This is a genomic window from Gemmatimonadota bacterium (genome assembly GCA_016714015.1).
Lineage (GTDB): Bacteria > Gemmatimonadota > Gemmatimonadetes > Gemmatimonadales > Gemmatimonadaceae > Pseudogemmatithrix.
Map to the genome: position 1 here is coordinate 52,311 of JADJNZ010000009.1, position 24,641 is coordinate 76,951.

Here is a 24,641-nt window from a genome sequence, read left to right on the forward strand (position 1 = left end):
GTGGCACTAGCCCTTCACGGCCGCGAGGGTGCCCGCCGAGGCCTTCCGGGTGTGCAGGTTGAAGGTCGCCCCGCGGATGAGCACGTGGAGCGTGATGCCGAGCATCGAGACGGGATCGTTGGGCCCCGCCTGGTCCATGCTCGAGAACTTCAGCTTCTCCGCATCGACGATGGTGAGCGTGCCGCTCCCCTCGACCTCGACCGTCTGGTCCGGCCCGATGAACGCCGCGGTGTCCTCGTCGAGGCCGAGGCCGATCAGGAAGGGATTGAAGGCGAGCGCGGTGATGAGCCGCCCGAGCCGGTTCCGCTGCGTGAAGTGCTGGTCGATCACGACGCGGTTGGTGAGCCCGAGGCCCGGGGCGAGCGTGACCGAGCCGGCGTGCGGCGCGGCGTTGTCCTCGCCGAAGGCGATCATGTGCTCGGAGAGGAAGCTCGCGCCCGCGCTCGTGCCGGCGATGTGCACGCCCGCGGCGTTGCGCTCGCGGAGGAGGCGCGCGACGTCGGTCCCGCCGATGAGCGTGGAGAGCCGCAGCTGGTTCCCGCCGGTGAGGAAGATGCCGTTGCAGTCGGCGATCGCGTCGAGGCGGTTGCGCTCGTAGGCGTCGCGACGCGTGTCGAAATCGACGACATGCACCTCGCCGGCGCCGAGGTCGGTGAAGACCTTGCGATACCGCTCGCCCGTGTCCTCCAGCTTGGAGGCGGTGGGGATGACCATGATCGCCGCATCGCGCCCGCCGCAGAGCTGGACGAAGCGGTCGAGGATGTGGCGGTCGTACTCCTTCTGCTCGCCACCGCCGATGGGGATGATCCAGCCGCGTTCCTTGCCGTCGGGGACCTTGGAGGGACTCATGCGTGCCTCGCGAAGCTGCCGGGGGATTCGAAGGTGCCGTGCGTGACGGTCGCGCCGTCGCGCAGGTGCCAGGTGCCGTTGGCCATGACGTCGGTGATGGTGCCCTGTTCGTCGAGCACGACCGCGTCGGCGTCGGCGCCGACGGTGAGCGCGCCCTTCCGCGCCAGCCGCAGGAGACGGGCAGGGTTGCTCGTGAACGCCGGGAGGACGCGCTCCAGCGGCGCGCCGGCCGCGAGGAGTGCCGCGAGCGTGCGCGCGAGGTCGCCCGGGTCGCCGACGCCCATGCGCACGACGCGTCCTTCGCCGTCGAACTCGGGGAGACAGCCGCCGCCGTCGGAGCTGATCGAGACGCGCTCGAGCGGCGCGCCCGAATCGAGGTAGCGTAGCAGCGCCGTCTCCGCCGCCCACGCATCCTCGCCCTCGCTCACGGGGAAGGCCGTGATGTCCACGTGCGAGCCCTCCTTGGCGAATGCCACCGCGTCGTCGAAGAGCGCGCGCTTGCGATTCACGTGCGTGGGGTGGAAGACGCGCCGTGGGAGCTCCGCGTGCGCGAGCGCATCGCGCAGCGGCTCCAGGCCGCGCGCGCCGTCGCCGAGGTGACAGTGCACGAGCCCGGCCTTCCCGGTCATGAGCCCGCCCACGTGCGCCTCGCTCGCGAGCCGCAGCAGCTCGTCGCGCGTGGGCTGCGACGAGCGATGGTCGCTCACCGCGGTCTTGGCGCCGATGATGCACTCGATGGCGGCGATGTCACCGCGCACGGTGCCGGTGATGGTGACCGGCGGGATGTGGTAGCCGGCGGTCCAGGCCCAGGCGCTCAGGCCTTCGTTGCGGAGCGCGTGCACGGCGGTGACGAGCTCGCGCGGATGGCGCGTGGCGTCGTCGGTGCCGAGGAGGGCGACGACGCTGGTGACGCCGCCGCGGGTGAAGCGGGAGAGCGGGAGCGGCGGGACCTTGGTCTCGGGGCCGGCCTCGCCGCCGCCGCCGGTGAGGTGGACGTGGAGGTCCACGAGGCCGGGGATGAGGCGGCGGCCGCCGAGGTCGGTCTCCTCGACGTGGAGGCTGGCGCCCAGCTGGGGCCGCTCGGTGCCGATCCACGCGATGCGACCGCCGGCCACGAGCAGGTGGCACGTGCCCCTGGGTTCGGGGGCGTAGAGTCGGGCGTTGGTCAGCAGCTTGAGCACGTCGGTAACCTAGCGGGGACTGGGCACGATTTGGACCCGCGGACGGTCGGCCGGTTGTGATCCGCGCGGGCTGGGATCCGCGCGGGCGTCGCGACCGCTGGAGGTCGCCCCGTCGATGCTCTCGGACTTCGCTTCGCTCGTCCTGCGGCCGCATCGCCGGTAGCGACCCCCATCGGCCGCGCCGCGGCTGGGATCGCAGCGGGGCGGGCTGTGCACGCCGGCTCGCGTGCCCGGCTCGTGCCGCCGTCCGCGTTCCGTCGCGCGCGTGCGCCAAGCCGCTGTACCCGCCGCGCGCGCGGAGCTCGGCCCTGCTCCCGCCGCCTGACAGAACGCCCCGCCGGAGGGAGCGACGCAGGCGCCGACTCGGACGACCCGGCCGCAGGGCGAGCGAAGCGAAGCCCGAGAGGGTCGGCCGATCGGTGTCTGCGGCGCGACCGACCCGCGGGGATCTCAGCCCGCGGCCGCGAACCCGCGAAGCTTCGTGAGCATGCGCCGATCGTTCGACACCATGTCGTCCCCCTTCGGCGTCTCGAGCATCTTCGGGACCAGCCGCAGCCGCTCGTCCGTCATGATGCGGCGGAACGCGCCGTCGCCGATCTCGCCCTCGCCGAGGAGCGCATGCCGGTCCTTGCGGCTACCGAGCGCGCCCATCGAGTCGTTGAGGTGCAGCACGCCGAGCCGCGCGAAGCCGATCACGTCGGCGAAGCGCGCCCAGACGCCGTCGTAGTCGTTCCGCAGGTCGTAGCCGGCGGCGTAGACGTGGCAGGTGTCGAGGCAGACGCCGAGGCGATGCTGCAGCGGCGACGGGATGCGCGCGAGCAGATCGGCCATCTCCTCGAAGGTCGAACCGATCACCGTGCCCTGGCCGGCCGTGAGTTCCATGCAGAGCCGCGTCGGGCCGGGGGCGGCCTCGAGGGCCTGCGTGATCGCGTCGGCGTTGCGCGCGATGCCGCTCGCGCGCTCGTCGAGGAAGTTGCCGGGATGACTGACGAGCGCGTCGAGGCCGAGCGCGTTGCAGCGGCGGAGCTCCATGATGAAGCTCTCGAGCGAGCGCGCGCGGAGCGTCGGGTCGGGCGAGGCGAGGTTGATCAGGTAGGAGTCATGCGACGTGGCCCATCGCTGGCCGCTCGCGGACATCGCGGCGCGATACGCGGCCACCTCGTCCGCGGTGACCTCCTTCTCCTTCCACTGGTTGGGGACCTTCGTGAAGACCTGGATCCCGCTCGCGCCGATGTCGTCGCCGCGCTGCGGCGCGAGAGCGACGCCACCCTGCGTGGAGACGTGCGCACCGAGCGGACCGAGCGGATCGGGGGAGGGAACGACGGGCTTGGGCACCGTCGAGAGGCGGACATCGGAGGCCTTGGGCCGGATGTCGCGACTGGACTTCTTCTTCGGCGCGACGGGGGCGACGGTCTTCGCGACTGGCTTCTTCGCAGCCGGCTTCTTGGGCAGCGGCTTCTTGGGCAGCGGCTTCTTGGGCAGCGGCTTCTTGGATGAGGGCTTCTTCGTCGCTGCCTTCTTGACGACCGCCTTCTTGGCCGCCGCCTTCTTCGCCGCTGCCTTCTTCGCGACCGTCTTCTTCACCGCCGGCCGCCGAGCCGCCGAGGCCTTCGCGCGCTTGCCCTTCATCCTTCCTCCTTGAGCCTTCGTCCTTCCCACTTGAGCCTTCCTCGTCTCACCTCTGCCTCCGCAACCACTCGAGCGGATCCACCGCCACCCCATCCTTCGGTCGCATCTCGAAGTGCAGTCGTGGCGGCAGCTCGGGATCGGACTGCCCCACCGTGCCGATCACGTCGCCCTTCGCCACCTTCTGGCCACGCCGCACGCTCGCCGTCTGGAGTGACGAGTAGATCGAGTACGCGCCGCCGCCGTGCTGGATGATCACCATCATCCCATACGTGCCCGACTGCTCCGCGAGCGCCACGTCGCCCGCCTGCACGGCCTTCACCGGCGTGCCGAGCGGCGCACCGATGCCCACGCCGTTCCAGCGGCCCGAGGTGGTGCTGCCCGGGTACATGAACCGTCCGAACCGATAGACGATCGTGCCCTGCACGGGCCAGTCGAGCTGCCCGATGTCGGCGGTCGTCAGCGTGCGCGGGGCCGGCGCGGCGTTCGGACGCGACTCGGCGCGCCGACGCGATTCCTCGAGGGCCGCGATCACCCCCGCCAGCCGCTGCTCGTCGCGCTGCACCTGCTTCAACCGGTCCTCGGCCTGCTTCGCCTGCTGCTGGATCTGCGCGAGCGTGCGGCCGCGCTGCAGCTCGAGACGCCGGAGGCGCGCCTCCTCCTCCGCCTTCTGCTTGCGGTTGGTCTCCATGTCCGAGCGGAGGCGCACGAGCAGGAAGCGCTGGGCGCTGATCTGGCCGCTCAACGCCTCCACGCGCTTCACGAGCGCGCGGTCGCGCTGCGCGACGAGGTGCAGGTACTTGTAGCGCGCGACGAGCGCGCCGAACGACTCGGCGGAGAGCAGCGCCTCGAAGGCGTAGAGCGGTCCGCGCTTGTAGATCTCCTGCACGCGTCGGCGGAGCGTGGCGCGCTTGATGAGCAGCTCGTCCTGCGTGCGCGCGAGGCTCACGTTGACGTTCTCCACCTCCTCCACCAGCGAGCCGAGCTGCTGGTCGAGGGACCGCACCACGCGTGACGTGGCCTGCGCCTGCCGCTCGATGTTCGCGCGCTCGGCCGAGACGTCGCGCGCGTTGGACTGGAGCCGGCGCATGCGCTGCTCCAGCTCGGTGCGCTCGGCGCGGAGGCGCTCGAGTTCGGCCTGCTCCTGGCGCAGGCGCTCGGCGGCCTGCGCCGCGGACGGCGGGAGTCCGCCGCCCTGTGCCTGCAGTGCGCGGCCGGGCGCGGCCGCGACGAGGAGCGCGACCGCGAGGAGGAGCGCGCGCACCCGCACCCGCATCACCTCAGACCCGCCGCAGGTGCCGGCCGACGCTCGCGGCGCTGCCGAGCAGCCCGATGAGCGCGCCGCCGATCACGCCGAGCACCGCGGCGCCGCCATTGAAGTAGGTCGCCTGCACCACGTACTGCCCGACGAACTGGAAGGTCACCCAGGTGAGCGCGAGCGCGAGCACGCCGCCCAAGAGTCCCTTGAGGAAGCCCTCGATGAGGAACGGCGCCCGGATGAAGCCGTTGGTCGCGCCGACGAGCCGCATGATGCGGATCTCGCGGCTGCGCGCGAGCACCGCCATGCGGATCGTCGAGCCGATGATGATGATCGCGACGAGCGCGAAGGTGAGGCCGAGCGAGACGCCGACGGCGGTGGCGATGGTGCGCAGGCGATGCAGCTTCTCGACCCACTCCTCGCCGTACCGGATGTCGTCGATGAAGTCGTAGACCTCGAGGCGCGTGGCGATGGCGCGGACGTGGGTGGGGTCGCGGAACCCCTCCTTCAACCGCACCTCGATCGACGCCGGCAGGATCCCCGCCTCGAAGACGTCCTCGAACTCGCCGAGCTCGCGGCGCGCGCGGTCGAGGGCCTGCACCTCGGAGACCATGCGGACGCTCGCGACCTCGGGGAAGGCGCCGATGTCGCCCACCGCCGCGGCGGTCGCCTCGGGGTTGGTCCCCTCGGCGACGAAGCCGCGGATCTCGACGCGCTCCTCGATGTCGGCGAGGGCCGAGCGCAGGTTGAGCGCGACGAGCCCGAAGAGACCGAACGCGAAGAGGGAGAAGGCGATGGTGGTGACGCTGAGCGCGCTGAGCATCGGCGCGCGCTGGAAGGCGCGGAGCGCCTCACGGAGGGCGAGGTTCATGGCGTCGCTCCCGTGGGGTCGGGGACCGGCGGGTCGAACTCGTCCGCAGGGACGGGGTGCTCGGCGCCCGTGTCGTACACGAGCTTGCCGCGGTTCATCTCGAGGGTGCGGAAGGCGTGCGCCTTCACCGTCGCCAGGTCGTGCGTCGCCATGAGCACGGCGGTGCCGGTCGCGTTGATCTCCTTGAGCAGCTGGAAGATCCCGCGCGTCGCGCGGTCGTCGAGGTTGCCGGTGGGCTCGTCGGCGAGGAGGACGAGCGGGTCGTTCACGAGCGCGCGCGCGATGGCGACGCGCTGCTGCTCGCCGCCGGAGAGTTCGTGCGGGAGGGCGGTCGCCTTGGCGGCGAGCCCCACCTGCGTGAGCACGCGCGCGACCTTGGGGCCGATGTTCTCCTGCGGCGTGCCGATCACCTCGAGGGCGAACGCCACGTTCTGCTCGGCCGTGCGGTCCTCGAGGAGCCGGAAGTCCTGGAAGACGACGCCGAGCCGGCGGCGGAGCGCGGGGATCTGCCTGGGGGTCAGCGTCGCCGAACTCTGGCCGGCGACCTTCACCTCGCCGTGCGAGGGGCGTTCCTCGACGTAGATGAGCTTGAGCACCGTGCTCTTGCCCGCGCCCGAGGGACCGGTCAGGAAGACGAACTCCCCGCGATTGACGTGGAAGGAGACGTCATCGATCGCGGGGCCGCCCTTCGGGTACTGCTTCGTGACGTGGGAGAAGCGGATCATCGGGTCACTTGAGGGCCTGCTCGAGGTCGGCGATCAGGTCGCCCACGTCCTCGAGCCCGACGCTGAGGCGGAGGAAGCCGTCGGGGATGCCGATGCGGGCGCGCTCCGCCGACGTCATCTTCGCGTGCGAGGTGTAGCGCGGCTCGCTCACGAGCGTGTCCACGCCGCCGAGGCTCGGCGCGTGGGTGACGAGGCGCAGGCGGCGCAGGAAGCGCTCCGCCGCCTTGCCGCCGCCCGCCAGTTCGAGCGCGAGCATCCCGCCGAAGCCGTCGAGGATCTCGGCGGCGATCTTGTGGTCCTCGTGCGTCGCGAGCCCGGGATAGTGCACGCGCTTCACTTCCTTGCGCGCGGAGGCCCACTCGGCGATCGCGCTCGCGCTCGCGTTGGCGCGCTGCACGCGCACGTCGAGCGTCTTCATGCCGCGCTCGAGGAGCCAGAGCGCGAACGGGTCGGGCGTCTGGCCCCAGAGCATCTCCTTCTGGAGCACTTCCTCGATGTACGGCTGCGAGCCCGCGACCACGCCGGCGAGGACGTCATGGTGCCCGTTGAGGTACTTCGTCGCCGAGTGGATCACCACGTCGGCGCCGTGCTCGATGGGGCGGAAGTTCACCGGGCTGGCGAAGGTCGAGTCGACGACGAGCGCGAGCCCCTCGGCCTTGGTCAGGTACGAGATGGGGCGCAGGTCGATCACGCGGCAGGTGGGGTTCACCGGCGACTCGACGAAGACGGCGCGCGTCTCCTTGCGGAGGCGCTTGCGGAACGACCGCGGCTCGAAGGGATCGACGAGCGTGACCTCGATCCCCATCGCCGCGAACTCCTCGAGGAAGAGCCGGTGCGTCCCGCCGTAGATGTACATCGACGACAGCAGGTGGTCGCCGGGGCGGAGCAGGGCCATGAGCGCGCACGCGGTCGCGCCCATGCCGCTCGACAGCACGAGCGAGGCCTCGGCCCCCTCGAGCATCGCGATGCGCTTCTGCACGCGCTCGGCGTTGGGCGTGTTGCCGTAGCGCGTGTACTTGAGGCCCGTCGGCGGTGCCGAGGGCCTGCAGGTGGTTCACCGACTGGACGAGCGGCTCGACGACCGGGTCGCCCGGACGATGCGCCTCGCGCGCGCCGTGGATGGCGAGCGTGGCGAGGGCGGGACCTTTGGTGGGCTTCGCGCGGGACACGGGAGACCTCAGGCGAGATTCGTGGTGAGCACCGGACGGTGATCGACATCCATCTTGACGAGCCGCACGATCTCGGTGATGGCGACGCCGCCGAGATCGCGGACGACGACGCCACCCTTGGGCAGCGTCTCATCGTACACCGCGGGCGCGAGTTCGTGGCGGCGCGGACCGTACACCCAGACGAGTTCGCCGTCGCCGATGAGGCGCATGCGGGCATCGTCCGGCCGGAGGCGCACCTGCGGTCCGCGGTCGGTGTCGCCCTTGCGGGTGGCGACGTAGCCGACGACCTGCAGCGGGAGGAAGGCGCGGCTCATCAGGCGACGCGTCCGAGGGGGCAGAAGCCGTCGGAGTCGCGCCGCAGGAGGCGACGGCGCGCGAGCGAGTCGAGCAGCTGCTGCGCCTCCTCGGGCGAGAGGTCCGCGTCGGCCGGCAGCGCCGCCGCGCTCGCGCGTCCCGCGTGCATGACGAGCTCCCAGACCCGCCGCTCGCGCTCGGTCACCGCGCCGACGAGGCGCGTGTCGCCGTCGTTGAACTGCACGACGAGCGCGAGCCCGTGCGCATGGAGCACCGACTCGATCGCATCGACGTGGCCGTCGTTCACTCCGCGGAAGATCACGTAGCCGTCGCGCGTGGGATGGTCGCCGCTCAGGGGGAGCATGAGCTTGGCGACGAACTCGTCGGCGCAGGAGCGGTCGAGCACGCCGATGTGCGTGAAGTCGAGGAACGCGACCGAGCCGTCGGCGAGGCCGGCGAGCTGGCCCTCGATGACCGTGCGCACGGCGGCGCCGGTGCGCCGCGTCACGAGGTCGTGATACGGCATCGACAGCGAGCTCTCCAGCGCGACCTGCACGTCGATGTGCGTCATGGGCGGGTCACCTTCTTGGGGATGATGACCTGCAGCTGCGCGCCGGGGAAGGCGGGGAGCCCGTCGGAGCGCGCCTCGTCCTCGTCCCAGTCGGGGATGACCGGGGCGATGCGCGACGTGCCGGAGCGGACGGTGAGCTTGCCGTCGAAGCGGTGCACGAAGCCGCGGATGCCCTTGAGGCCCTGCCCGCGGCCCGGATCCTGGAGGCGGCTCACGCCGTTGATCACCGCGCTCTCGAGCGCGATCCCGTCGTCCCACCGGTCGGCGAGGGCGCGCGCGCGGCTCGTCTCGAGGGAGCGGCGGAAGCCGATGCCGGCGTCGTTGACCGCGATCTGCACGACGTCGCGGCCCACGCGGCGCTTGGCCCAGCTGTATCGCTGCACCATCACCCACCCGCCACGCCCGGCGTGCTCGATGATGTTGGAGCAGGCCTCGGAGAGCGTCATCACGAAGCTCATCGTCGCGCGCGGGTCGAGGTCGAGCTTCTGCACGAGGATCTGCGTCGCCTTCTCCTGGATCCGCGACACGATCGCGTGCACGTCCTCGTTCCGCGCGACCGGCGTCACCTCGAGGAGCACGTCCGACTCCCGGCCGGGGCGCGGCCGCGGGAGCGTGCCCCGGATGGTGAAGAGCTCCTCGGCGTACTTGAAGAAGTCGCAGCGGCTCCAGTAGCTCGAGGTGTCCGCCTCCTCGGGCGGGGCGAGGTCGGGCTTCTCCTCGCGCGACTGCGCGAGGCAGAGGAGGGCGGTGAGCCCGTACGGCGTCGCGAAGCGGCAGTGGCGCGCGTCGACCAGCACCTTGGCGTCGGCGGGCACGCCCGCGAGCTGCTCGATGACCGACTCGAAGCTCTGCTCATCGAGCGACGACGGGAGGGTGATGACGGCGGTCACGGCGTGTGCAGTTCCCCGCGAAGGTGGTGGGCGAGGCCGGTCGCGCCCCGGTGCTCGACGTTCCGCGCCGCGGCCTCCATCGCCCGGCGCAATGCGCCACTCATTATATCACCCGCGAGCAACCGCGAGAAATAGGTCGCACCCCACACATCGCCGCAGCCGGTCGGATCGCCCGGGCCCTCGACGCGCGCCGCGGCCGCCGGCACCAACGCCGTGCGGAGTGGCCCGGCGCCCGGACGCGGCGGCACGCGCAGGTCGGCGAGCCGGTCGAAGCCGGGCTCCGCGAAATAGACGACCCCACGCTTGCCCAAGGTAACGAGGAGGTTCCGCACCCCCGCCCCCATCGCGGTCGCCGCGAGCGCCAGGCCGTCGGGCGCCATCATCGCCAGCTCGTCCTCGTTCACCTGCAGGAGGTCGAAGCAGCCGCACCAGGCCGCGACCTCGGGGAGCGGCCGGTACGTCCGCAACCCGTTCGCCTCGAGCGCCAGCACCAGCGAGTGCAGGTCGCAGTAGATCGGGCCCTTGAAGTGCTGCCGGATCAGGCGCGCCGTCGCGAGGTCGAGCTCGAACCCGCTGATGAGATTGATGTACAGCGCGTCGAGGTCCCGGAGCAGGGGCTGCAACCCGGCCCAGGTCCACGGCGGCACGCCGCCCGAGAGGACCTCGCTGCGCCGCTCGTCCGAGTGGTAGCGCAGCTCCACGCGGTTGTTCGCCTGCGGCACCTCGATCGGCGCGGCGTCGGGGGCGAGGTGCCGCAGCGTGCGCAGGAAGCGTCGCGCCTCGACGATCCGGTCCTGCCCGACCTTGGCGAGGGGGACGAGCGACCAGTCATCGCCGAGGGCGGCGTCACAGGCGCTGAGCGCGTAGGTGATCCCGCCCCACTCCTCGATCGCCGCCTGGCGGACATCGCGGCCGTGGATCACGTCCCAGACGAAACTGCCGATCACGCCGAGGCGCTTCGCGCGCCCCGGCCCGGCCGCCCCCACGATGCTCACGCCAGCCCGTGCGCCTGCACGAAGGTCGCGACGGCCCCGACCACACCCGCGTTGCCATGCAGCGCGCCCGGCACGATCCGGCACGCTTCCACCGCCGGCGCGAACGCGCGGCGCCGCACCTCGGCGCGCAGCGGCTCGAAGAGCGCCTCGCCCGCCTGCGTCACGCCGCCCGCGATCACGACCACTTCGGGATTGAAGATGTTGAGGAAGTTCGCGACGCCGATCCCGAGGAACTTCGCCGTGTCGCGCACGACATGGCCGGCGAGCTCGTCGCCGCGGTGCGAGGCATCGAACACCGTCGCGGCGGTGATGCGCGAGAGGTCGCCGTCCACGAGCGAGGGCATGATCGAGCTCTCGCCCCCCTGCAGCGCCTCGCGCGCGCGCTGCGCGATCGCCGGGCCGGAGGCGTACGCCTCGAGGCAACCGTAGTTGCCGCAGCCGCACTTGCGGCCGGTGCTGTCGATGGTGATGTGCCCGAGCTCGCCCGCGGCATCGCTCGCGCCATGGTAGAGCTTGCCGTTGAGGATGAGCCCGCCGCCGATCCCCGTGCCGATCGTCAGGCCGACGACCTGCTTCGCGCCCTTCGCGGCCCCGATCCACCACTCGCCGAGTGTGGCGCAGTTGGCGTCGTTGTCGAGCGTCCCCGGCATGCCGAGCGGGCCAGCGACCTTGTCGCGCAGCGGGAAGTTGGTCCAACCGAGGTTCGGCGTGACGATGACCACGCCACTCTCGCGGTCCAGCGGCCCGGGCGATCCGATGCCGACACCGAGGAAGTCCGCCCGCGCGCAGCCGGTGGCCGCCATCGTCTCGGCGATCACGCGCTCGCAGAGCTCGACGATCCGCGCGACGACGGCGTCGCCGCCGAGGTCGGCGCGCGTCGGCACGGTGAGCATCGCGTACTGCGAGGCCCCGTCCGCCGTCATCGCGCCCGCGACGATGTTCGTGCCGCCGAGGTCCACGCCGATGATGTAACGCTGGGCCGCGTCCGTGCGGCTCGTGATCCCGGTCACCACTCCTCCGTTCTCCTGTCGTCCCCGTCGGGCGCTGGCTAGCTTTCGAGCCGAGCCCCCGCGCCATCGCGCGGCCCAACAAAGGTAACGCCTCTTCATGCGCCTGTCCGTCGTCATCACGACCTACAACCATCCGGAGTGGCTGGAGAAGGTGCTCTGGGGGTTCGAGGCGCAGACGTTCCGCGGGTTCGAGGTGCTCGTCGCCGACGACGGCTCCGACGACCGCACCCGGACGCTGCTCGAGCGCGTCCGGTCCGAGGTGCGCTACCCGATCGTCCACGTCTGGCACCCCAAGGAGGGGTTCCGGAAGTGCACGATCCTCAACGAGGCCATCGCGCGCTCGCAGGGGGAGTACCTGTTCTTCACCGACGGCGACTGCATCCCGCGGGCCGACGTCCTCGCGGTGCACGCGCGCCTCGCGGCCCCCGGCCGCTTCCTCTCCGGCGGCTACCTCAAGCTCCCCATGGCGACCAGCCAGGCGATCACGCGCGACGACATCATGGCCGGCCGCGCGACCGACTACGCCTGGCTCCGCGCGCACGGCACGCCGGCCGACAAGCAGTCGCGGCGCCTCTACTGGGGCCCGACGGTCTCGCGCGTGCTCGACGCGCTCACCACCACGCGACCGAGCTTCAACGGCCACAACGCGAGCGTCTGGCGTGACGACCTCGTGCGGGTGAACGGGTTCGATGAGCGCCTCGAGTGGGGCGGACTCGACCGGGAACTCGGCGAACGCCTCGAGAACGCCGGCGTGCGCGGGACGCAGGTGCGCCATCGCACCATCGTGGTCCACCTCGACCACGGCCGCGGCTACAAGCGCCCCGAGGCGATCGCGAAGAACCGCGCGATCCGCGACGAGGTCGCGGCCGGGAAGCTCGTGCGCACGCCGGCGGGACTCGATCGCCACCTCGCCGGCGCAGGGACGGGCGCCTGAGGATCCACATCGTCAACTCGGTCGCCCTCAATGTGGGCGATGCCGCCATCCTGCAGGGCGAGATCCGCGCGCTGCGCACGGTCTTCGGCGCCGACGCCGAGATCGAGGTCTCGGAGCAGACGCCCACCGTCGCGCAGCGGCTCTATCCCGACATCCGCTTCCATGCGGGGCTGCACGCGCAGCACGCGCACTGGCCCCGCTGGCGCTCGCACGGCGGCGTGGCCTCCCTGCGGAAGCGGCGCACCTCGCTCGCGGTCCGGTTGCTGTCCACGTCGCCGTTCCTCGCGCGGCTGCTCCTCTCGCGCGAGCAGCGCGCGCACCTCGATCGCCTCGCCGCCGCCGACGTCGTGGTCGCCACCGGCGGCACCTACTTCGTGGAGCACTACAACTTCACCGCCAAGGCCGACGAGCTCCTCGCGGCGCAGGCACTGGGGCGGCCGACCTTCCTCTTCACGCAGTCGATGGGCCCGTTCACGCGCCCCAAGAGCCAGCTGACCATGCAGCGCATCGCCGCGGGGAGCCGCGGCGTCTTCCTGCGCGATGCGAAGTCCAAGGGGCACCTCACCGCGCTCGCCGCCGACGCGACCAAGCTGCACGTGCACGCCGACGCGGCCTTCGCGCTCGCCACGCCCGAGGCGCCGCGGCCGCCGCGCGCCGCCGGCGCGCCACGCGCGCGCGTCGCGATCTCGGTGCGCCAGTGGTCGCACTTCAAGCAGGGGAGCGGCGACGACGCGGGGACGCGGTACCGTCGCGCCGTCGCCGACGCGGCGCGCACGCTCGCGCGCGAGGGCGTCGAGGTGACCTTCCTCTCCACCTGCCAGGGCGTCCCCGAGTACTGGACCGACGACTCGCGCTTCGCGGCCCAGCTCGTCGCCGAGCTGCTCCCGGGCGAGCCGAACATCCACGTCGACACGTCGTTCCGCACGCCGGAACAGCTCGCCGAGGCGCTGCGCGGTTTCGATGTGGCGATCGCGACGCGGATGCACTTCGCCATCCTCGCGCTCGCCGTCGCCACGCCGGTGGTCGCGATCGCGTACGAGTTCAAGTCGCGCGAGCTGCTCCGCGCGATGGGGCGCGAGGCGTGGGCGTTCGACATCGAGGAGGTGTCGTCGGAGGGGCTCCTGCGCGCGACGCGCGAAGCGTTGGCCGGCGGCGATGCGCTGCGGGCGGGGATCGCCGCGCAGGTCGTCGGGTATCGCGATGACGCGATCGGTCCGGCGCGCCGGATCCGCGAGGCGCTCGGCGCCGGCACGCGCGGGGGGCGCAAGTGATCGGCGCGTCCACCGGCGAGCGCCGCTCCGCGATCATCTTCCGCAAGCGGATCCTGCCGTGGAGCGAGACCTTCATCGCCGCGCAGTCGGGGGCGATGACGCGCCACGCGCCGGTGCTCGTCGGCTACTCGCGCGACCCGAGCGGTGCGGCGTACCTCGTGGGCCGTCCGCAGCTGCTGCTCGACGAGCACAGCCTCTTCCCTGCGCTCGAGAAGTTCCTGCTCAAGAGCGCCGGCCGCGCACCGCGCCGCTGGTTGCGCGCCATCGCCGAGACGCGGCCGGTGGTGCTGCACGCGCACTTCGGGTCGAGCGCGCTCCCCGCGAGCCGCATCGCGAAGGCGCTCGGGATCCCGCTCGTGGTGACCTACCACGGGATGGATATCACCGTGCGCGCGAAGACCGAGGCCGAGGCCGCGCGCCGGCGCGCCGCGTTCGCCGCGGCCGACCGCGTGATCGCCGTCTCGCGGTTCATCCGTGACGCGTTGCTCGCCGCGGGATGCCCGGCCGAACGGATCACGCTGCACTACATCGGCGTGGACACGACGAAGTTCACGCCGGCGACCGCGCCGCGCTCGGCGACGGAGGTGCTGTTCGTGGGGCGGCTGGTGGCCAAGAAGGGCGTGATCCATCTCGTCCGCGCGATGGCCGCCGTACGGAAGGCGATCCCTGCCGCCGAGCTGGTGATCGCCGGCGACGGCCCGTTGCGCGACGGCCTCGCGACGGAGGCCGCGCAGCTCGGCGTGCCCGCGCGGTTCCTCGGAGTGCAGACGCCGGCCCAGGTGCAGGACCTCATGCGCCGCGCCGCCGTGCTCGCCGGTCCGTCGATCGCCGACGACCGCGGCAACGCCGAAGGGTTGCCCATCACCTTCCTCGAAGCGCAGGCGAGCGGGCTGCCGCTCGTCGTGTCCACGTCCGGCGGAACGGGGGAGGGTGTCGTCCACGGCGAGACGGGGTATCTCTTCTCGCCCGGCGACGAGACCGCCCTCGCCGCGCACCTCACCGCGTTGCTCGCGGATGCGGCGCTGCGCGAGCGGATGAGCCGCGCCGCGCGGGCGCACATGGAAGCACACTTCGACCTCGCGCGGCAGACGGCGGCGCTCGAAGCGATCTACGACGATGTCCGGACCCACCACGACGTACGGACCCGCCACGACGTACGGACCCACGCCCCCTGACCCACGCCCCCTGACCGGAGTGCACGACCGATGATGGACTCGACCACGCACGGGATGTCCCGCCCACTCGCGGGCGCGATGCTCGCCGCCGCCCTCCTCGGCGGCGCGGATGTCGCGACGGCTCAGGACCCTTATCGTCCGCTCCGCGTGGGGCAGCCGGTGACGGCGACCCTCGCCGAGTCGGATCCGCGCTACGGGCAGCGCGGCCGCTTCCACGCCTACAAGCTCGAGGCGAAGGCGGGCCAGCGCTTCGAGGTCACGATGTCCTCGGACGACGTGGACTCGTACGTGTGGGTCGCGCGGTTCGTGAGCGGCCTCACCGAGGAGTTCGCCGCGGACGACGACGGCAGCGGCAACACCAATGCGCGACTCCGCTTCCGCGCCGCGACCGCGGGGACCTACGTGGTGGTCGCGCAGTCGCTCGACGCCGCGGCGAAGGGCGCGTACGAGCTGCGGGTGACCGAGCTCCCGCCGGCCCCCGTGGCGACGGCGATCGCGCTGCAGGTGGGCCAGGCGCGCGAGGGGGCGCTCGATGATCGCAGCCCCATCCTCGACGAGGGACCGGGCGAGACGCGCTACCAGCTCTACACCTTCTCGGCGCGCGGCCAGCGCGTGCGCGTGACGGTGCGCTCGGGCGCGTTCGACGCGATGGTGCGCGTGACGAAGGTGACGACGGGAGGGGAGGAGGAGGTCGGGACCGACGACGACAGCGGCGGCGGCTCCGACGCGCAGCTCATCCTCACGGCCAACGGCGACTATCGCGTCTACGCGCGGCCGCTCGAGAGCGAGAAGACGGGACCGTTCACCGTCTCGGTGAGCGAAGTGGTCGTGCAGCCGGTGACGACGCGGCCCCTGCCGCTCGGCCAGACGACCGAGGCGTCGCTGACCGCGGACGATCCGTCGCTCGAGGACGGACGGCAGTTCCACCAGTACGCGATCACCGGCCGCCCGGGCGAGCGGTTCGTGATCACGATGCGGTCCACGGACTTCGACGCCTTCCTCGACTGGGGAAGCCTGTCGAACAACGTCTTCGAATCCTCGGCGACGGACGACGACAGCGCGGGCGAGACGAACGCGCGGCTCGAGATCACGCTGCCGGCGGACGGGACGTTCGTGCTGCGGGCGATGGGGCTGGAGAGGGGGAAGCTCGGGGCGTACACGATCGCGCTCGAGCGGCGGATGTCGAAGTGACGGGGCGATGTGAGTTGTGAGTTGTGAGTGGTGAGTTCGAACGGCGATGCGGGATTCGTGACCCCGCATCGCCGTTCGAACTCACCACTCACAACTTACAGCTCACCACTCGTCGTTCACCGCGAATCCCGCACCCCGCGATCAATCGACCTGCAACACCGCCAGGAACGCCTCCTGCGGGATCTCCACCGCGCCCACCTGCTTCATCCGCTTCTTGCCCTCCTTCTGGCGCTCCAGGAGCTTGCGCTTGCGGCTGATGTCGCCGCCGTAGCACTTGGCGAGCACGTCCTTCCGCAGCGCCTTCACCGTCGTGCGCGCGATGACCTTCTGTCCGATCGCCGCCTGGATCGCGACCTCGAAGAGCTGCCGCGGGATGAGCTCCTTCAGCTTGTCGGCGATCTTGCGCCCCCAGTCGTATGACTTGTCGGTGTGCGTGATCACCGAGAAGGCGTCGATCGGGTCGCCGTTGATGAGCATGTCGAGCCGCACGAGCTCGCTGCGGCGGTAGCCGAGCATCTCGTAGTCGAGCGCCGCGTAGCCGCGGGTGAGCGACTTCATCTTGTCGAAGAAGTCGAGGATGATCTCGGCGAGCGGGAACTCCCAGTCGATCTCGACGCGCGAGGTGTCGATGTAGCTCATCCCCTTGTACTCGCCGCGTCGCTCGGTGCCGAGCGACATGATCGCGCCGATGTACTCGCTCGGGACCATGATCCGCGCCTTCACGTACGGTTCCTCGACCCAGTCGATCACCGTGCTCGGCGGCATCAGCGCCGGGTTCTCCACCAGCACCTGCTCGCCGTCGGTCTTGAAGACGTGGTACTCCACGCTCGGGACGGTCGTGACGAGATCGAGGTCGAACTCTCGCTCGAGCCGCTCCTGCACGATCTCCATGTGGAGGAGACCGAGGAAGCCGCAGCGGAAGCCGAAGCCGAGGGCGGTGGAGGACTCGGGCTGGTACTGGAGCGACGCGTCGTTGAGCTGGAGCTTCTCGAGCGCGTCGCGGAGGTCCTCGTACTGCTGCGTGTCGGTGGGATAGACCCCGGCGAAGACGAACGAGCGCACCGCCTGATAGCCGGGGAGCGCTTCCGGCGCGCGGTTCTCGGCGTCGAAGATCGTGTCGCCGGCGCGCGTCTCCTTCACCGAGCGGACGTTGGCGACGACGTAGCCGACCTCGCCCGCGGTGAGCTGGTCGGTCACGACGCGGCGGAGCTGGTTGTATCCGACCTCCTCGACCTCGTACACCGAGTCGGAGGCGCCGAAGGTGATCTTGGTGCCCTTCTTGATGACGCCGTCCACGACGCGGACCGAGGGGATGGCCCCGCGGTAGCGATCGTAGAACGAGTCGTAGATTAGGGCGCGGAGCGGCTTCTTCCCGTCGCCGCGGGGGGCGGGCGTCTTCTTGACGACCTCCTCGAGCAGCTCGGGGATGCCGATCCCTTCCTTGGCGCTGACGAGGAGGATGTCCTCGGGCTTGCAGCCGATGAGGTCGACGATCTCCTGGCGGCGCTTCTCCGGCTCGGCGCCGGGGAGGTCGATCTTGTTCAGGATCGGGATGATCTCGAGCCCCGCGTCCATCGCGAGGAACAGATTGGACAGCGTCTGCGCCTGGATGCCCTGCGAGGCGTCCACGACGAGGATCGCGCCCTCGCAGGCGGCCAGCGAGCGCGAGACCTCGTAGGTGAAGTCCACGTGCCCGGGCGTGTCGATCAGGTTCAGCTCGTACGTGGTGCCGTCCTTGGCATCGTACGACATGCGGACGGCGTTGAGCTTGATCGTGATGCCGCGCTCGCGCTCCAGGTCCAGGGTGTCGAGCACCTGGGCCTTCATCTCGCGCTTCTGGAGCATCCCCGTCGCCTCGATGAGGCGGTCGGCCAACGTCGACTTCCCGTGGTCGATGTGGGCGACGATGCAGAAATTGCGGATCAGGTTCGGAGGGGTCACGGCGGCGGGTGCGGAGGGGGCTAGCCTTGAAAGCTAGTCGGGGGTCGGAGTCGGTCCAAGCCTTTGAACGGCAACGGCTTTCACCACAGAGGGCACAGAGGGCACAGAGAACGGCGGAGAACGGCAACGGCTTTCACCACAGAGGGCACAGAGGGCACAGAGAACGGCGGAGAACGGCAACCGCTCTACGGCAGGGGCTGTTCGGCAGGGGCTGTTCGGCAGGGGCTGTACGGCAGGGACTGTACGGCGGGGCTGCACGGTAGCCGCACGAAGACGACCACTCTCGGCGCCGTCCGCCCCTTTGCCCCATCCCCCCCATGCCCCCCGGTGCCCCTCTGTCCCCCTGACCCTGCGCCCCGTCTTGAACCGCAGCCCGATGCCTCTCTCCGCCGTTCTCTGTGCCCTCTGTGCCCTCTGTGGTGAACGCCGTTCGCCCGTGCCGTGTCAAAGACCCGAACGCCCGGACCAACCCGAGCGTATCCTTCCACGGCGGCACCACTTAGCTTCCCCCTTCGCATGACCGCACCGGCAACGCAGTCCGTCCGGGCTGACCTGATGGATCCACAGACCCTCGCGGCCCTCGGGCGCCTCGAGGTCGTCTCGCGTTGGCTGGTGGACGGCCTCCTCGCCGGCCTCCACCGGTCGCCCAAGAAGGGATTCTCCGTCGAGTTCGCCGAGCACCGCTCCTACCAGCCCGGCGACGACCTCCGCTTCATGGACTGGAAGGTCGCCGCCCGCGCCGACAAGTGGCTCATCAAGCAGTACGAGGAGGAGACCAACGTCCGCGCGACGGTCGTCGTGGATGTCTCCAAGTCGATGGACTGGCGCAGCCGGCCGAACCTCCTCACCAAGCTCGCGTACGCCGAGCGCCTCGCCGCGGCCCTCACGCTGCTCCTCATCCGCCAGCGCGACTCCGTCGGGCTCATCCGCTTTGATGAGCAGCTCCGCTCGGTGATCCCGCCGCGTTCACGCTCGGTGCAGTGGAAGCGCATCCTCTCGGCCCTCGCCGAGCCGGGCTCGGGGCAGGGCTCCGATGCGGCGGGCGCGCTCTCGCAGGCGGGGAAGCTCATCAAGCGGCGCGGCATCGTCATCCTCATCTCCGACCTGCTGCTCGACGCGCAGGAGGTGGACGACACCGTCCACGCGCTCCGCGCGCAGGGGCACGACATCACGGTGCTGCACGTGATGGATCCCGCCGAACGGAAGTTCGACGTGCAGGCCGGCGAGGCGCTCTTCGTCGATCCGGAACGCGGCGACTCGCTCGCCGTCACGCCGGCCGATGTGCGGGAACTCTACCAGAGCACCGTCGCCGAGGCGATCGACGAGTGGCGCGCGCGGTTCGCCGCGGCCGGCGCGTTCTACGAGCCGATCATGACCGACCAGCCCTTTGGCGTGCCGCTCCGCCGCGCCTTCGCCGCCCGCCAGCGCCTCTCGTGAGTTTCCTCGCCCCGTGGGCGCTCCTGCTCGCCGTCGCGGCGGGCGTGCCGCTCCTGCTCCATCTCCTCCGCCGGCGGTCGGGCGACAAGCTCGACTTCCCGGCGGTGCGCTACCTGCTGCGCATGGAGCGCGAGCACGCGCGCGAGGTGCGGCTCAAGAACATGCTGCTGATGGTGCTGCGCATCGCGATCGTCGTCGCGCTCGCGCTCGCGGCGGCGCGTCCGGTGGGCTGGCTCCCGGGGGTGGGGCACGCGCCGAGCGCGGTGGCGATCGTCCTCGACAACTCGCTCTCCTCCGCGGCCGCGGGCGCCGAAGGGCAGATGCTCGCGCGCCTCGTCGCGGCCGCGGGCGGCATCATCGACGGCTCGGCCTCCGGCGACCGGCTCTGGCTCATCACGATGGACGGCGCCGTGGTCGGCGGGGACAAGGGCACGCTCCGCGCCGCGCTCAGCGGCGTGCGCGCCCTCGACGGCGCGGGGGATGCCGGGGCGGCGCTGCGACGCGGCACGGCACTCGTGAAGGAGAGCGGCATCCCGTCGCGGCACGTCGTCGTGCTCACCGATGCGCAGCGCACGAGTTGGGAAGGCGTCGTCCCGCCGGCCGACGCCGAGGTGCCGGTCGCGCTCATCGCGCCGGGCGGGACGGTGGGGCTCAATCGCGCGGTGATCGCCGTCGCGACCGAGCCGCAGCACTGGGACCCGCGCGGCACGGTGCGCGCGACGGTCGCCGGCAACGACTCCGCGAGCTGGCGCGTGGTGCTCGACGGCCGGACGCTCGCGCGCGGGACCGCGCAGCCCGGCGCGACGGTCCTCGCCCGCGTGCAGCCCCCGTCGCGCGGCTGGGTGGCCGGCACGGTCGAGCTCGCGCCCGACGAACTCCGCGGTGACGACACGCGGCACTTCGCCGCGCATGTGGGCGAGCCGCCCGCGGTGAACGCCGACCCCGCGAGCGGTCCGTTCCTGCGGGGCGCGGTCGATGCGCTCGTCAACGGCGGACGCGCCCGCCGCGGCGACGGCGTGCTCCTCGCGAGCGCCGAACGCGCGCGCACGCCGGCGCTGCTCTTCGCGCCGGCCGATCCGGTGCGCGTGCCCGATGCCAATCGCGCGCTCGAGCGCGCCGGCATCCCCTGGCGGTTCGGCGTGCGCCGCGACGGGCCCGCGCCCCTGCGCGGTTCCGGCGTCGATGGTGCCGTCGCCAAGTCGTGGCATGTCCTCGAGGCCGCGGGCGACGTGAGCAAGGCCGACACCATCGCGCGCGTCGGCGGCGCGCCCTGGGCGGTCGCGGGTGAGGGCTACGTCCTCGTCGCCTCCGCCGCCGTCGCCGATGCGACCGACCTGCCGGTGAAGGCGAGCTTCCTCCCCTGGCTCGACGGCCTGCTGGCCCAGCGGCTCACCGCGGGCACGGCAGGCGTGACCGAGAGCGCACCGGGACGACCGGTCCGCGTGCCCGCGCTCGCCGATGCGCTCGAGGCGCCCGACGGGAGCGCGGTCACCGTCGTGCCCGGCGCCACCCGCGAAGCCCCGTGGACCGCCGGCGTGCACTTCTGGCGCCGCGGTGCCGAGCGGGTCGGCGCGCTCGTGGTGAACGCCGACGCGTCGGAGAGCGACCTCGCGCGCCTTCCCGCCGACTCGCTCGCCACGCGGCTCGGCGCCACCGTCGCGAGTGCCGATCCGAGTGCCGCCGCCCGCGCCGCCTTTGCCGCCGGCGGCGCGCGAGCGCTCGCCCGCACGTTCCTCCTGCTCGCGCTCGTGCTGCTCGTCGCGGAGACGCTCGTCGCCCGCCGCGGTCAGGCCAAGTCCGAGGACTGATGGCCCTCCCGATCCTGATGGAGCGCCTCGCGGCGCTCAGCGCCTTCACCGCGCTCACCCGCGCGCTGCCGGCGCAGGGCGGGCGCGTGGGCGTCACCGGGCTCGCCGGCTCCGCCGACGCGGTGCTCCTCGCGACGCTCGCCGCGCAGCAGCCCAACCGGCTCTTCGTCGTCATCGCCGACCAGCTCCCCGAAGCCGAACGGTGGCTCGCCGACGTGCAGAGCGTGCTGGGGGATGTGGGGATCAAGCTCTATCCGCCGCGCGAAGGGTTCGGCGAGGTGGAGCCCCACGCCGAGGTCGCGGGCGAGCGGGTGGAGACGCTCGAGGCGCTCGCGCGCGGCGCGGTGCGCGTGCTCATCACCACCGCGCGCGCGGTGCAGGAGCGGACGCGCCTCCCGCGCGCCCTCGCCGATGCGCGGCTCGAGCTGCGCCGCGGCGACGTGCGGCGGCTCGAGGACCTCACGGCGCACCTCGACGCCGTGGGCTTCGAGCGGGTGCAGCTGGTGGAGGACGTCGCGCAGTACAGCGTGCGCGGCGGCATCCTCGACGTCTACGGCTTCGGCATGAGCGAGCCGGTGCGCCTCGAGTTCTGGGGCGACGAGCTCACCGAGATCCGCCGCTTCGACGTGGCGACGCAGCGGATGCTCGCCAGCGCCGACCAGGTGCTGATCCTCCCGGTGGACGTGAAGGGCGAGGCGGCCGAGCTGCGCTACGAGCGCGCGACGCTCGCCGAGCTCTGGCCGGAGGGCTCGCTCGTCGTGATCCCCGCGGGCGTCGCGATCCGCCCGGAGCTGCAGCGCACCTGGGACGAGGCCGATCATCACGCCCAGCTCGCGCGGCGTCGCGGCGAGGACGTCCCGTCGCGCGACGAGCTCCTCCAGTCGCCGCACGACACGATGCGCGCGATCGATGCCTTCCCGTCGCTCGAGGTGATCGGCGCGGGGACGGCGCGGGCGCGCGAGGCGGGATTGAGTCCCGCCGCTGCGGCCGAGCTCCCCGACGCCGTCGCCGACGGCGCCGCGGCCGCCGAGGCGCACGCCGCCGCCGAGGAGGCGATGCAGGCGATGGGCCGCATCAAGCGGCCGCACGAGATCGTGCAGTTCCCGCTCCGCGCCCCCGAACCCGTGGAGCGCGACATCGCGCGCCTGAGCGCGATGACGCGCGACGGGACGCAGACGATCATCCTCTGCGACAACACCGGGCAGGCCGAGCGCCTCGAGGAGCTGCTCGACGCGCGCGGCGAAGGGCGCTCGCCCGCGGCGCTCGTCATCGGCGTGCTGGCCGGCGGCTTCCTCATCCCGCCGCGCGGGACGCCGGCCGGGCTCCGCGTCCTCACCGACCACGAGATCTTCCGGCGCGAGCGCCGCATCCGCCGCAGCCGCAAGTACGCGACCGGCACCGCGCTCGAGCAGGTCACCGCGCTCAAGCCGGGCGACTTCGTCGTGCACCTCGACCACGGCGTCGGCATCTACCGCGGCATGACGACCGTCTTCCACGGCGAGGCGACGATCGAGGTCGCGGTGATCGAGTACGAGGGCGGTGACCGCCTGAACGTGCCGCTCTACCGTCTGGACCAGGTGGAGAAGTACCGCGCCGCCGGCGATGTCGCCGACGACCTCCCGCCGCCCCTTCTCCACAAGCTCGGCGGCAAGAAGTGGAGCGCGCAGAAGGAACGGACGCGCTCGGCGATCCACGAGATGACGGCCGAGCTGCTCGCGCTCTACGCGGGGCGCCGCATCGCGAGCCGCCCGCCGCATCATCCCGACGGGGCCTGGCAGAAGCAGCTCGAGAGCTCGTTCCTGTTCGAGGACACGCCCGACCAGCGCAAGGCGACCGCCGACGTCAAGCAGGACATGGAAGGCGCGAAGCCGATGGACCGGCTCCTCGTCGGCGACGTGGGCTACGGCAAGACCGAGATCGCCGTGCGCGCCGCGTTCAAGGCGATCCAGAGCGGCCGGCAGGTCGCGGTGCTCGTGCCCACGACGGTGCTCGCCGAGCAGCATGCGCGCACCTTCGGCGACCGCTTCGCCGATTTCCCGGTGCGCATCGCGGTGATGAGCCGCTTCCAGACCAAGAAGGAGCAGGACGCGGCGCTGGTGGAGCTCGCGAAGGGCACGGTCGACGTCGTCATCGGCACGCACCGCCTGCTGAGCCCCGACGTCAAGTTCGAGCGGCTGGGGCTCATCATCGTGGACGAGGAGCACCGCTTCGGCGTGAAGCACAAGGAGCGGCTCAAGCAGCTCAAGCTCGAGACCGACGTGCTCACGCTCACCGCGACGCCCATCCCGCGCACGCTGCACCAGTCGCTCGCGGGGCTGCGCGACATGACGCTCATGCAGACGCCGCCGCGCGACCGCTCGCCGGTGCTCACCTTCCTCGAGCCCTGGGACGACGGGCTGATCGAGGAGGGGATCTCGCGCGAGCTCGACCGCGGCGGGCAGGTCTTCTTCGTGCACAACCGCATCGAGACCATCCTCGCGATCGCCGACCACATCAAGCGCGTCGTGCCGCGGGCGCGCGTGGGGGTGGGGCACGGGCAGATGAAGGAGCGCGAGCTGGAGCAGGTGATGAAGCAGTTCGTGAGCGGCGAGCTCGACGTGCTCGTGAGCACGCTCATCGTCGAGAGCGGCATCGACGTGCCCAATGCCAACACGATGTTCGTCAACCGCGCCGACCGGCTCGGGCTCGCCCAGCTCTACCAGCTGCGCGGCCGCGTGGGGCGCTCGCATCGCCGCGCCTACTGCTACCTGATCGTCCCCGAGAACACCGATGAGGACGCCGAGCGCCGGCTGCGCGTGCTCGAGCACCACACGGAGCTCGGCGCGGGGTACCGCGTGGCGCTCAAGGACATGGAGCTGCGCGGGGCGGGGAACCTCCTCGGCCCCGAGCAGTCGGGGTTCGTGCACGCCGTGGGGTTCGACCTCTACCTGCGGCTCCTCGACGAGGCGGTCACGCGGCTCATGCGCGGGGACGCGCCGCCGCCACCGCCCCCGACCGACGTCACGCTCGACCTGCCGTCGTACCTGCCGGACGACTACATCGCCGCCCCCGAGGTGAAGCTGGACCTCTACCGGCGGCTCGGGGCCGCCCGGGTGGTGGACCAGGTGGACGAACTGCGGGACGAGGTCCGGGACCGGTTCGGCCCCCTGCCGTCGCCCGCCGACGCCTACTTCGCCGTGGCCCGGCTCCGGCTCCTCGGCGCCCCCCTCGGGGCGGAGGGGATTCTGGTGCATGGGAACGAGGCCCGTGTTAACTTCCGGGCCGACGCGGTCCCGCGTCTGAAGCCGCTCGCGGCCGCCTTCCGGGACGTGCAGTTCCAGGTGGATGTGCGTCGCGTCCAGCCCCTGTCATTGAAGCTCACGCGCCTCGGCGGCGCGTCGCTCCTGGACGGCCTCGTCCGGGCGCTGCGAACGATTTCGCCCGACGCACGGTAGAAGGACCTCTG

At 71.8% G+C, this 24,641-nt stretch carries 19 protein-coding genes and 1 pseudogene; 7 read left to right on the forward strand and 13 right to left on the reverse strand.

What is annotated here, in order from left to right; genetic code table 11:
* Positions 1-6: 6 nt before the first annotated feature.
* The 12 genes and pseudogenes from IPJ78_17065 to IPJ78_17120 form a co-directional block, all read right to left on the reverse strand.
* Complete coding sequence (locus tag IPJ78_17065) at positions 7-849, reverse strand: cyanophycinase (GenBank protein ID MBK7908254.1); 843 nt, start codon at positions 847-849, stop codon at positions 7-9.
* Complete coding sequence (locus tag IPJ78_17070) at positions 846-2,030, reverse strand: beta-aspartyl-peptidase (protein MBK7908255.1); 1,185 nt, start codon at positions 2,028-2,030, stop codon at positions 846-848. The genes IPJ78_17065 and IPJ78_17070 overlap by 4 nt, the downstream gene beginning before the upstream one ends.
* A gap of 450 nt (positions 2,031-2,480) precedes the next feature.
* Entirely contained in the window at positions 2,481-3,659 is a 1,179-nt protein-coding gene (locus IPJ78_17075; protein ID MBK7908256.1) for a deoxyribonuclease IV, read from the reverse strand.
* 46 nt (positions 3,660-3,705) lie between these two features.
* The gene (locus IPJ78_17080; GenBank protein ID MBK7908257.1) at positions 3,706-4,932 is read right to left on the reverse strand and encodes a peptidoglycan DD-metalloendopeptidase family protein; all 1,227 of its coding nucleotides are present in this window, start codon (positions 4,930-4,932) and stop codon (positions 3,706-3,708) included.
* Positions 4,933-4,936: 4 nt separating this feature from the next.
* On the reverse strand, positions 4,937-5,785 hold the full coding sequence (locus tag IPJ78_17085) for an ABC transporter permease (protein MBK7908258.1): 849 nt from the start codon (positions 5,783-5,785) through the stop codon (positions 4,937-4,939).
* Positions 5,782-6,510, reverse strand: a complete 729-nt coding sequence (gene ftsE / locus IPJ78_17090; protein ID MBK7908259.1) for a cell division ATP-binding protein FtsE — start codon at positions 6,508-6,510, stop codon at positions 5,782-5,784. Before ftsE ends, IPJ78_17085 begins: the two co-directional genes overlap by 4 nt.
* Positions 6,511-6,514: 4 nt before the next feature.
* A pseudogene (locus tag IPJ78_17095) lies at positions 6,515-7,537 on the reverse strand (aminotransferase class I/II-fold pyridoxal phosphate-dependent enzyme).
* A 150-nt stretch (positions 7,538-7,687) separates the two neighbouring features.
* Complete coding sequence (locus IPJ78_17100) at positions 7,688-7,993, reverse strand: hypothetical protein (protein ID MBK7908260.1); 306 nt, start codon at positions 7,991-7,993, stop codon at positions 7,688-7,690.
* The gene (locus IPJ78_17105) at positions 7,993-8,544 is read right to left on the reverse strand and encodes a hypothetical protein (protein MBK7908261.1); all 552 of its coding nucleotides are present in this window, start codon (positions 8,542-8,544) and stop codon (positions 7,993-7,995) included. The genes IPJ78_17100 and IPJ78_17105 overlap by 1 nt, the downstream gene beginning before the upstream one ends.
* Entirely contained in the window at positions 8,541-9,434 is an 894-nt protein-coding gene (locus IPJ78_17110) for an ATP-binding protein (GenBank protein ID MBK7908262.1), read from the reverse strand. The genes IPJ78_17105 and IPJ78_17110 overlap by 4 nt, the downstream gene beginning before the upstream one ends.
* Positions 9,431-10,429: a carbohydrate kinase family protein gene (locus IPJ78_17115; protein ID MBK7908263.1), complete on the reverse strand. Its 999-nt coding sequence runs from the start codon at positions 10,427-10,429 to the stop codon at positions 9,431-9,433. The genes IPJ78_17110 and IPJ78_17115 overlap by 4 nt, the downstream gene beginning before the upstream one ends.
* Complete coding sequence (locus tag IPJ78_17120) at positions 10,426-11,439, reverse strand: ROK family protein (GenBank protein MBK7908264.1); 1,014 nt, start codon at positions 11,437-11,439, stop codon at positions 10,426-10,428. Before IPJ78_17120 ends, IPJ78_17115 begins: the two co-directional genes overlap by 4 nt.
* A gap of 97 nt (positions 11,440-11,536) precedes the next feature.
* On the opposite strand from IPJ78_17120, the gene IPJ78_17125 reads away from it, so the two are divergent.
* The 4 genes from IPJ78_17125 to IPJ78_17140 are packed head-to-tail and all read left to right on the forward strand — an operon-like array spanning position 11,537 to position 16,010.
* The gene (locus IPJ78_17125; GenBank protein ID MBK7908265.1) at positions 11,537-12,373 is read left to right on the forward strand and encodes a glycosyltransferase family 2 protein; all 837 of its coding nucleotides are present in this window, start codon (positions 11,537-11,539) and stop codon (positions 12,371-12,373) included.
* Positions 12,374-12,405: 32 nt separating this feature from the next.
* Positions 12,406-13,644 (forward strand): polysaccharide pyruvyl transferase family protein, encoded by a 1,239-nt coding sequence (locus IPJ78_17130; protein ID MBK7908266.1) that lies wholly within the window; start codon positions 12,406-12,408, stop codon positions 13,642-13,644.
* A complete protein-coding gene (locus IPJ78_17135) occupies positions 13,641-14,819 on the forward strand; it encodes a glycosyltransferase (GenBank protein ID MBK7908267.1) in 1,179 nt (392 codons plus the stop codon). Before IPJ78_17130 ends, IPJ78_17135 begins: the two co-directional genes overlap by 4 nt.
* Positions 14,820-14,873: 54 nt before the next feature.
* On the forward strand, positions 14,874-16,010 hold the full coding sequence (locus IPJ78_17140) for a hypothetical protein (protein MBK7908268.1): 1,137 nt from the start codon (positions 14,874-14,876) through the stop codon (positions 16,008-16,010).
* Positions 16,011-16,151: 141 nt separating this feature from the next.
* On the opposite strand, the gene lepA is transcribed toward IPJ78_17140, so the two are convergent.
* Positions 16,152-17,951, reverse strand: coding sequence for an elongation factor 4 (lepA, locus tag IPJ78_17145; GenBank protein MBK7908269.1), 1,800 nt, complete (start codon positions 17,949-17,951; stop codon positions 16,152-16,154).
* Positions 17,952-18,467: 516 nt separating this feature from the next.
* On the opposite strand from lepA, the gene IPJ78_17150 reads away from it, so the two are divergent.
* Genes IPJ78_17150 through mfd form a run of 3 tightly spaced genes read left to right on the forward strand, consistent with a single transcriptional unit; the run spans position 18,468 to position 24,630 of the window.
* Positions 18,468-19,388: a DUF58 domain-containing protein gene (locus IPJ78_17150; protein MBK7908270.1), complete on the forward strand. Its 921-nt coding sequence runs from the start codon at positions 18,468-18,470 to the stop codon at positions 19,386-19,388.
* On the forward strand, positions 19,385-21,196 hold the full coding sequence (locus IPJ78_17155) for a BatA and WFA domain-containing protein (GenBank protein MBK7908271.1): 1,812 nt from the start codon (positions 19,385-19,387) through the stop codon (positions 21,194-21,196). The genes IPJ78_17150 and IPJ78_17155 overlap by 4 nt, the downstream gene beginning before the upstream one ends.
* Positions 21,196-24,630 (forward strand): transcription-repair coupling factor, encoded by a 3,435-nt coding sequence (gene mfd, locus IPJ78_17160; GenBank protein MBK7908272.1) that lies wholly within the window; start codon positions 21,196-21,198, stop codon positions 24,628-24,630. The genes IPJ78_17155 and mfd overlap by 1 nt, the downstream gene beginning before the upstream one ends.
* Positions 24,631-24,641: the final 11 nt, after the last annotated feature.

What these genes read in the sequence shown, in the direction of transcription:
- IPJ78_17065 (MBK7908254.1), bottom strand. Translation starts at nt 849, where the DNA reads ATGAGTCCCTCCAAGGTCCCCGACGGCAAGGAACGCGGCTGGATCATC.
- IPJ78_17075 (MBK7908256.1), bottom strand. Translation starts at nt 3,659, where the DNA reads ATGAAGGGCAAGCGCGCGAAGGCCTCGGCGGCTCGGCGGCCGGCGGTG.
- IPJ78_17080 (MBK7908257.1), bottom strand. Translation starts at nt 4,932, where the DNA reads ATGCGGGTGCGGGTGCGCGCGCTCCTCCTCGCGGTCGCGCTCCTCGTC.
- IPJ78_17085 (MBK7908258.1), bottom strand. Translation starts at nt 5,785, where the DNA reads ATGAACCTCGCCCTCCGTGAGGCGCTCCGCGCCTTCCAGCGCGCGCCG.
- ftsE (MBK7908259.1), bottom strand. Translation starts at nt 6,510, where the DNA reads ATGATCCGCTTCTCCCACGTCACGAAGCAGTACCCGAAGGGCGGCCCC.
- IPJ78_17100 (MBK7908260.1), bottom strand. Translation starts at nt 7,993, where the DNA reads ATGAGCCGCGCCTTCCTCCCGCTGCAGGTCGTCGGCTACGTCGCCACC.
- IPJ78_17105 (MBK7908261.1), bottom strand. Translation starts at nt 8,544, where the DNA reads ATGACGCACATCGACGTGCAGGTCGCGCTGGAGAGCTCGCTGTCGATG.
- IPJ78_17125 (MBK7908265.1), top strand. Translation starts at nt 11,537, where the DNA reads ATGCGCCTGTCCGTCGTCATCACGACCTACAACCATCCGGAGTGGCTG.
- IPJ78_17140 (MBK7908268.1), top strand. Translation starts at nt 14,874, where the DNA reads ATGTCCCGCCCACTCGCGGGCGCGATGCTCGCCGCCGCCCTCCTCGGC.
- IPJ78_17150 (MBK7908270.1), top strand. Translation starts at nt 18,468, where the DNA reads ATGACCGCACCGGCAACGCAGTCCGTCCGGGCTGACCTGATGGATCCA.
- mfd (MBK7908272.1), top strand. Translation starts at nt 21,196, where the DNA reads ATGGCCCTCCCGATCCTGATGGAGCGCCTCGCGGCGCTCAGCGCCTTC.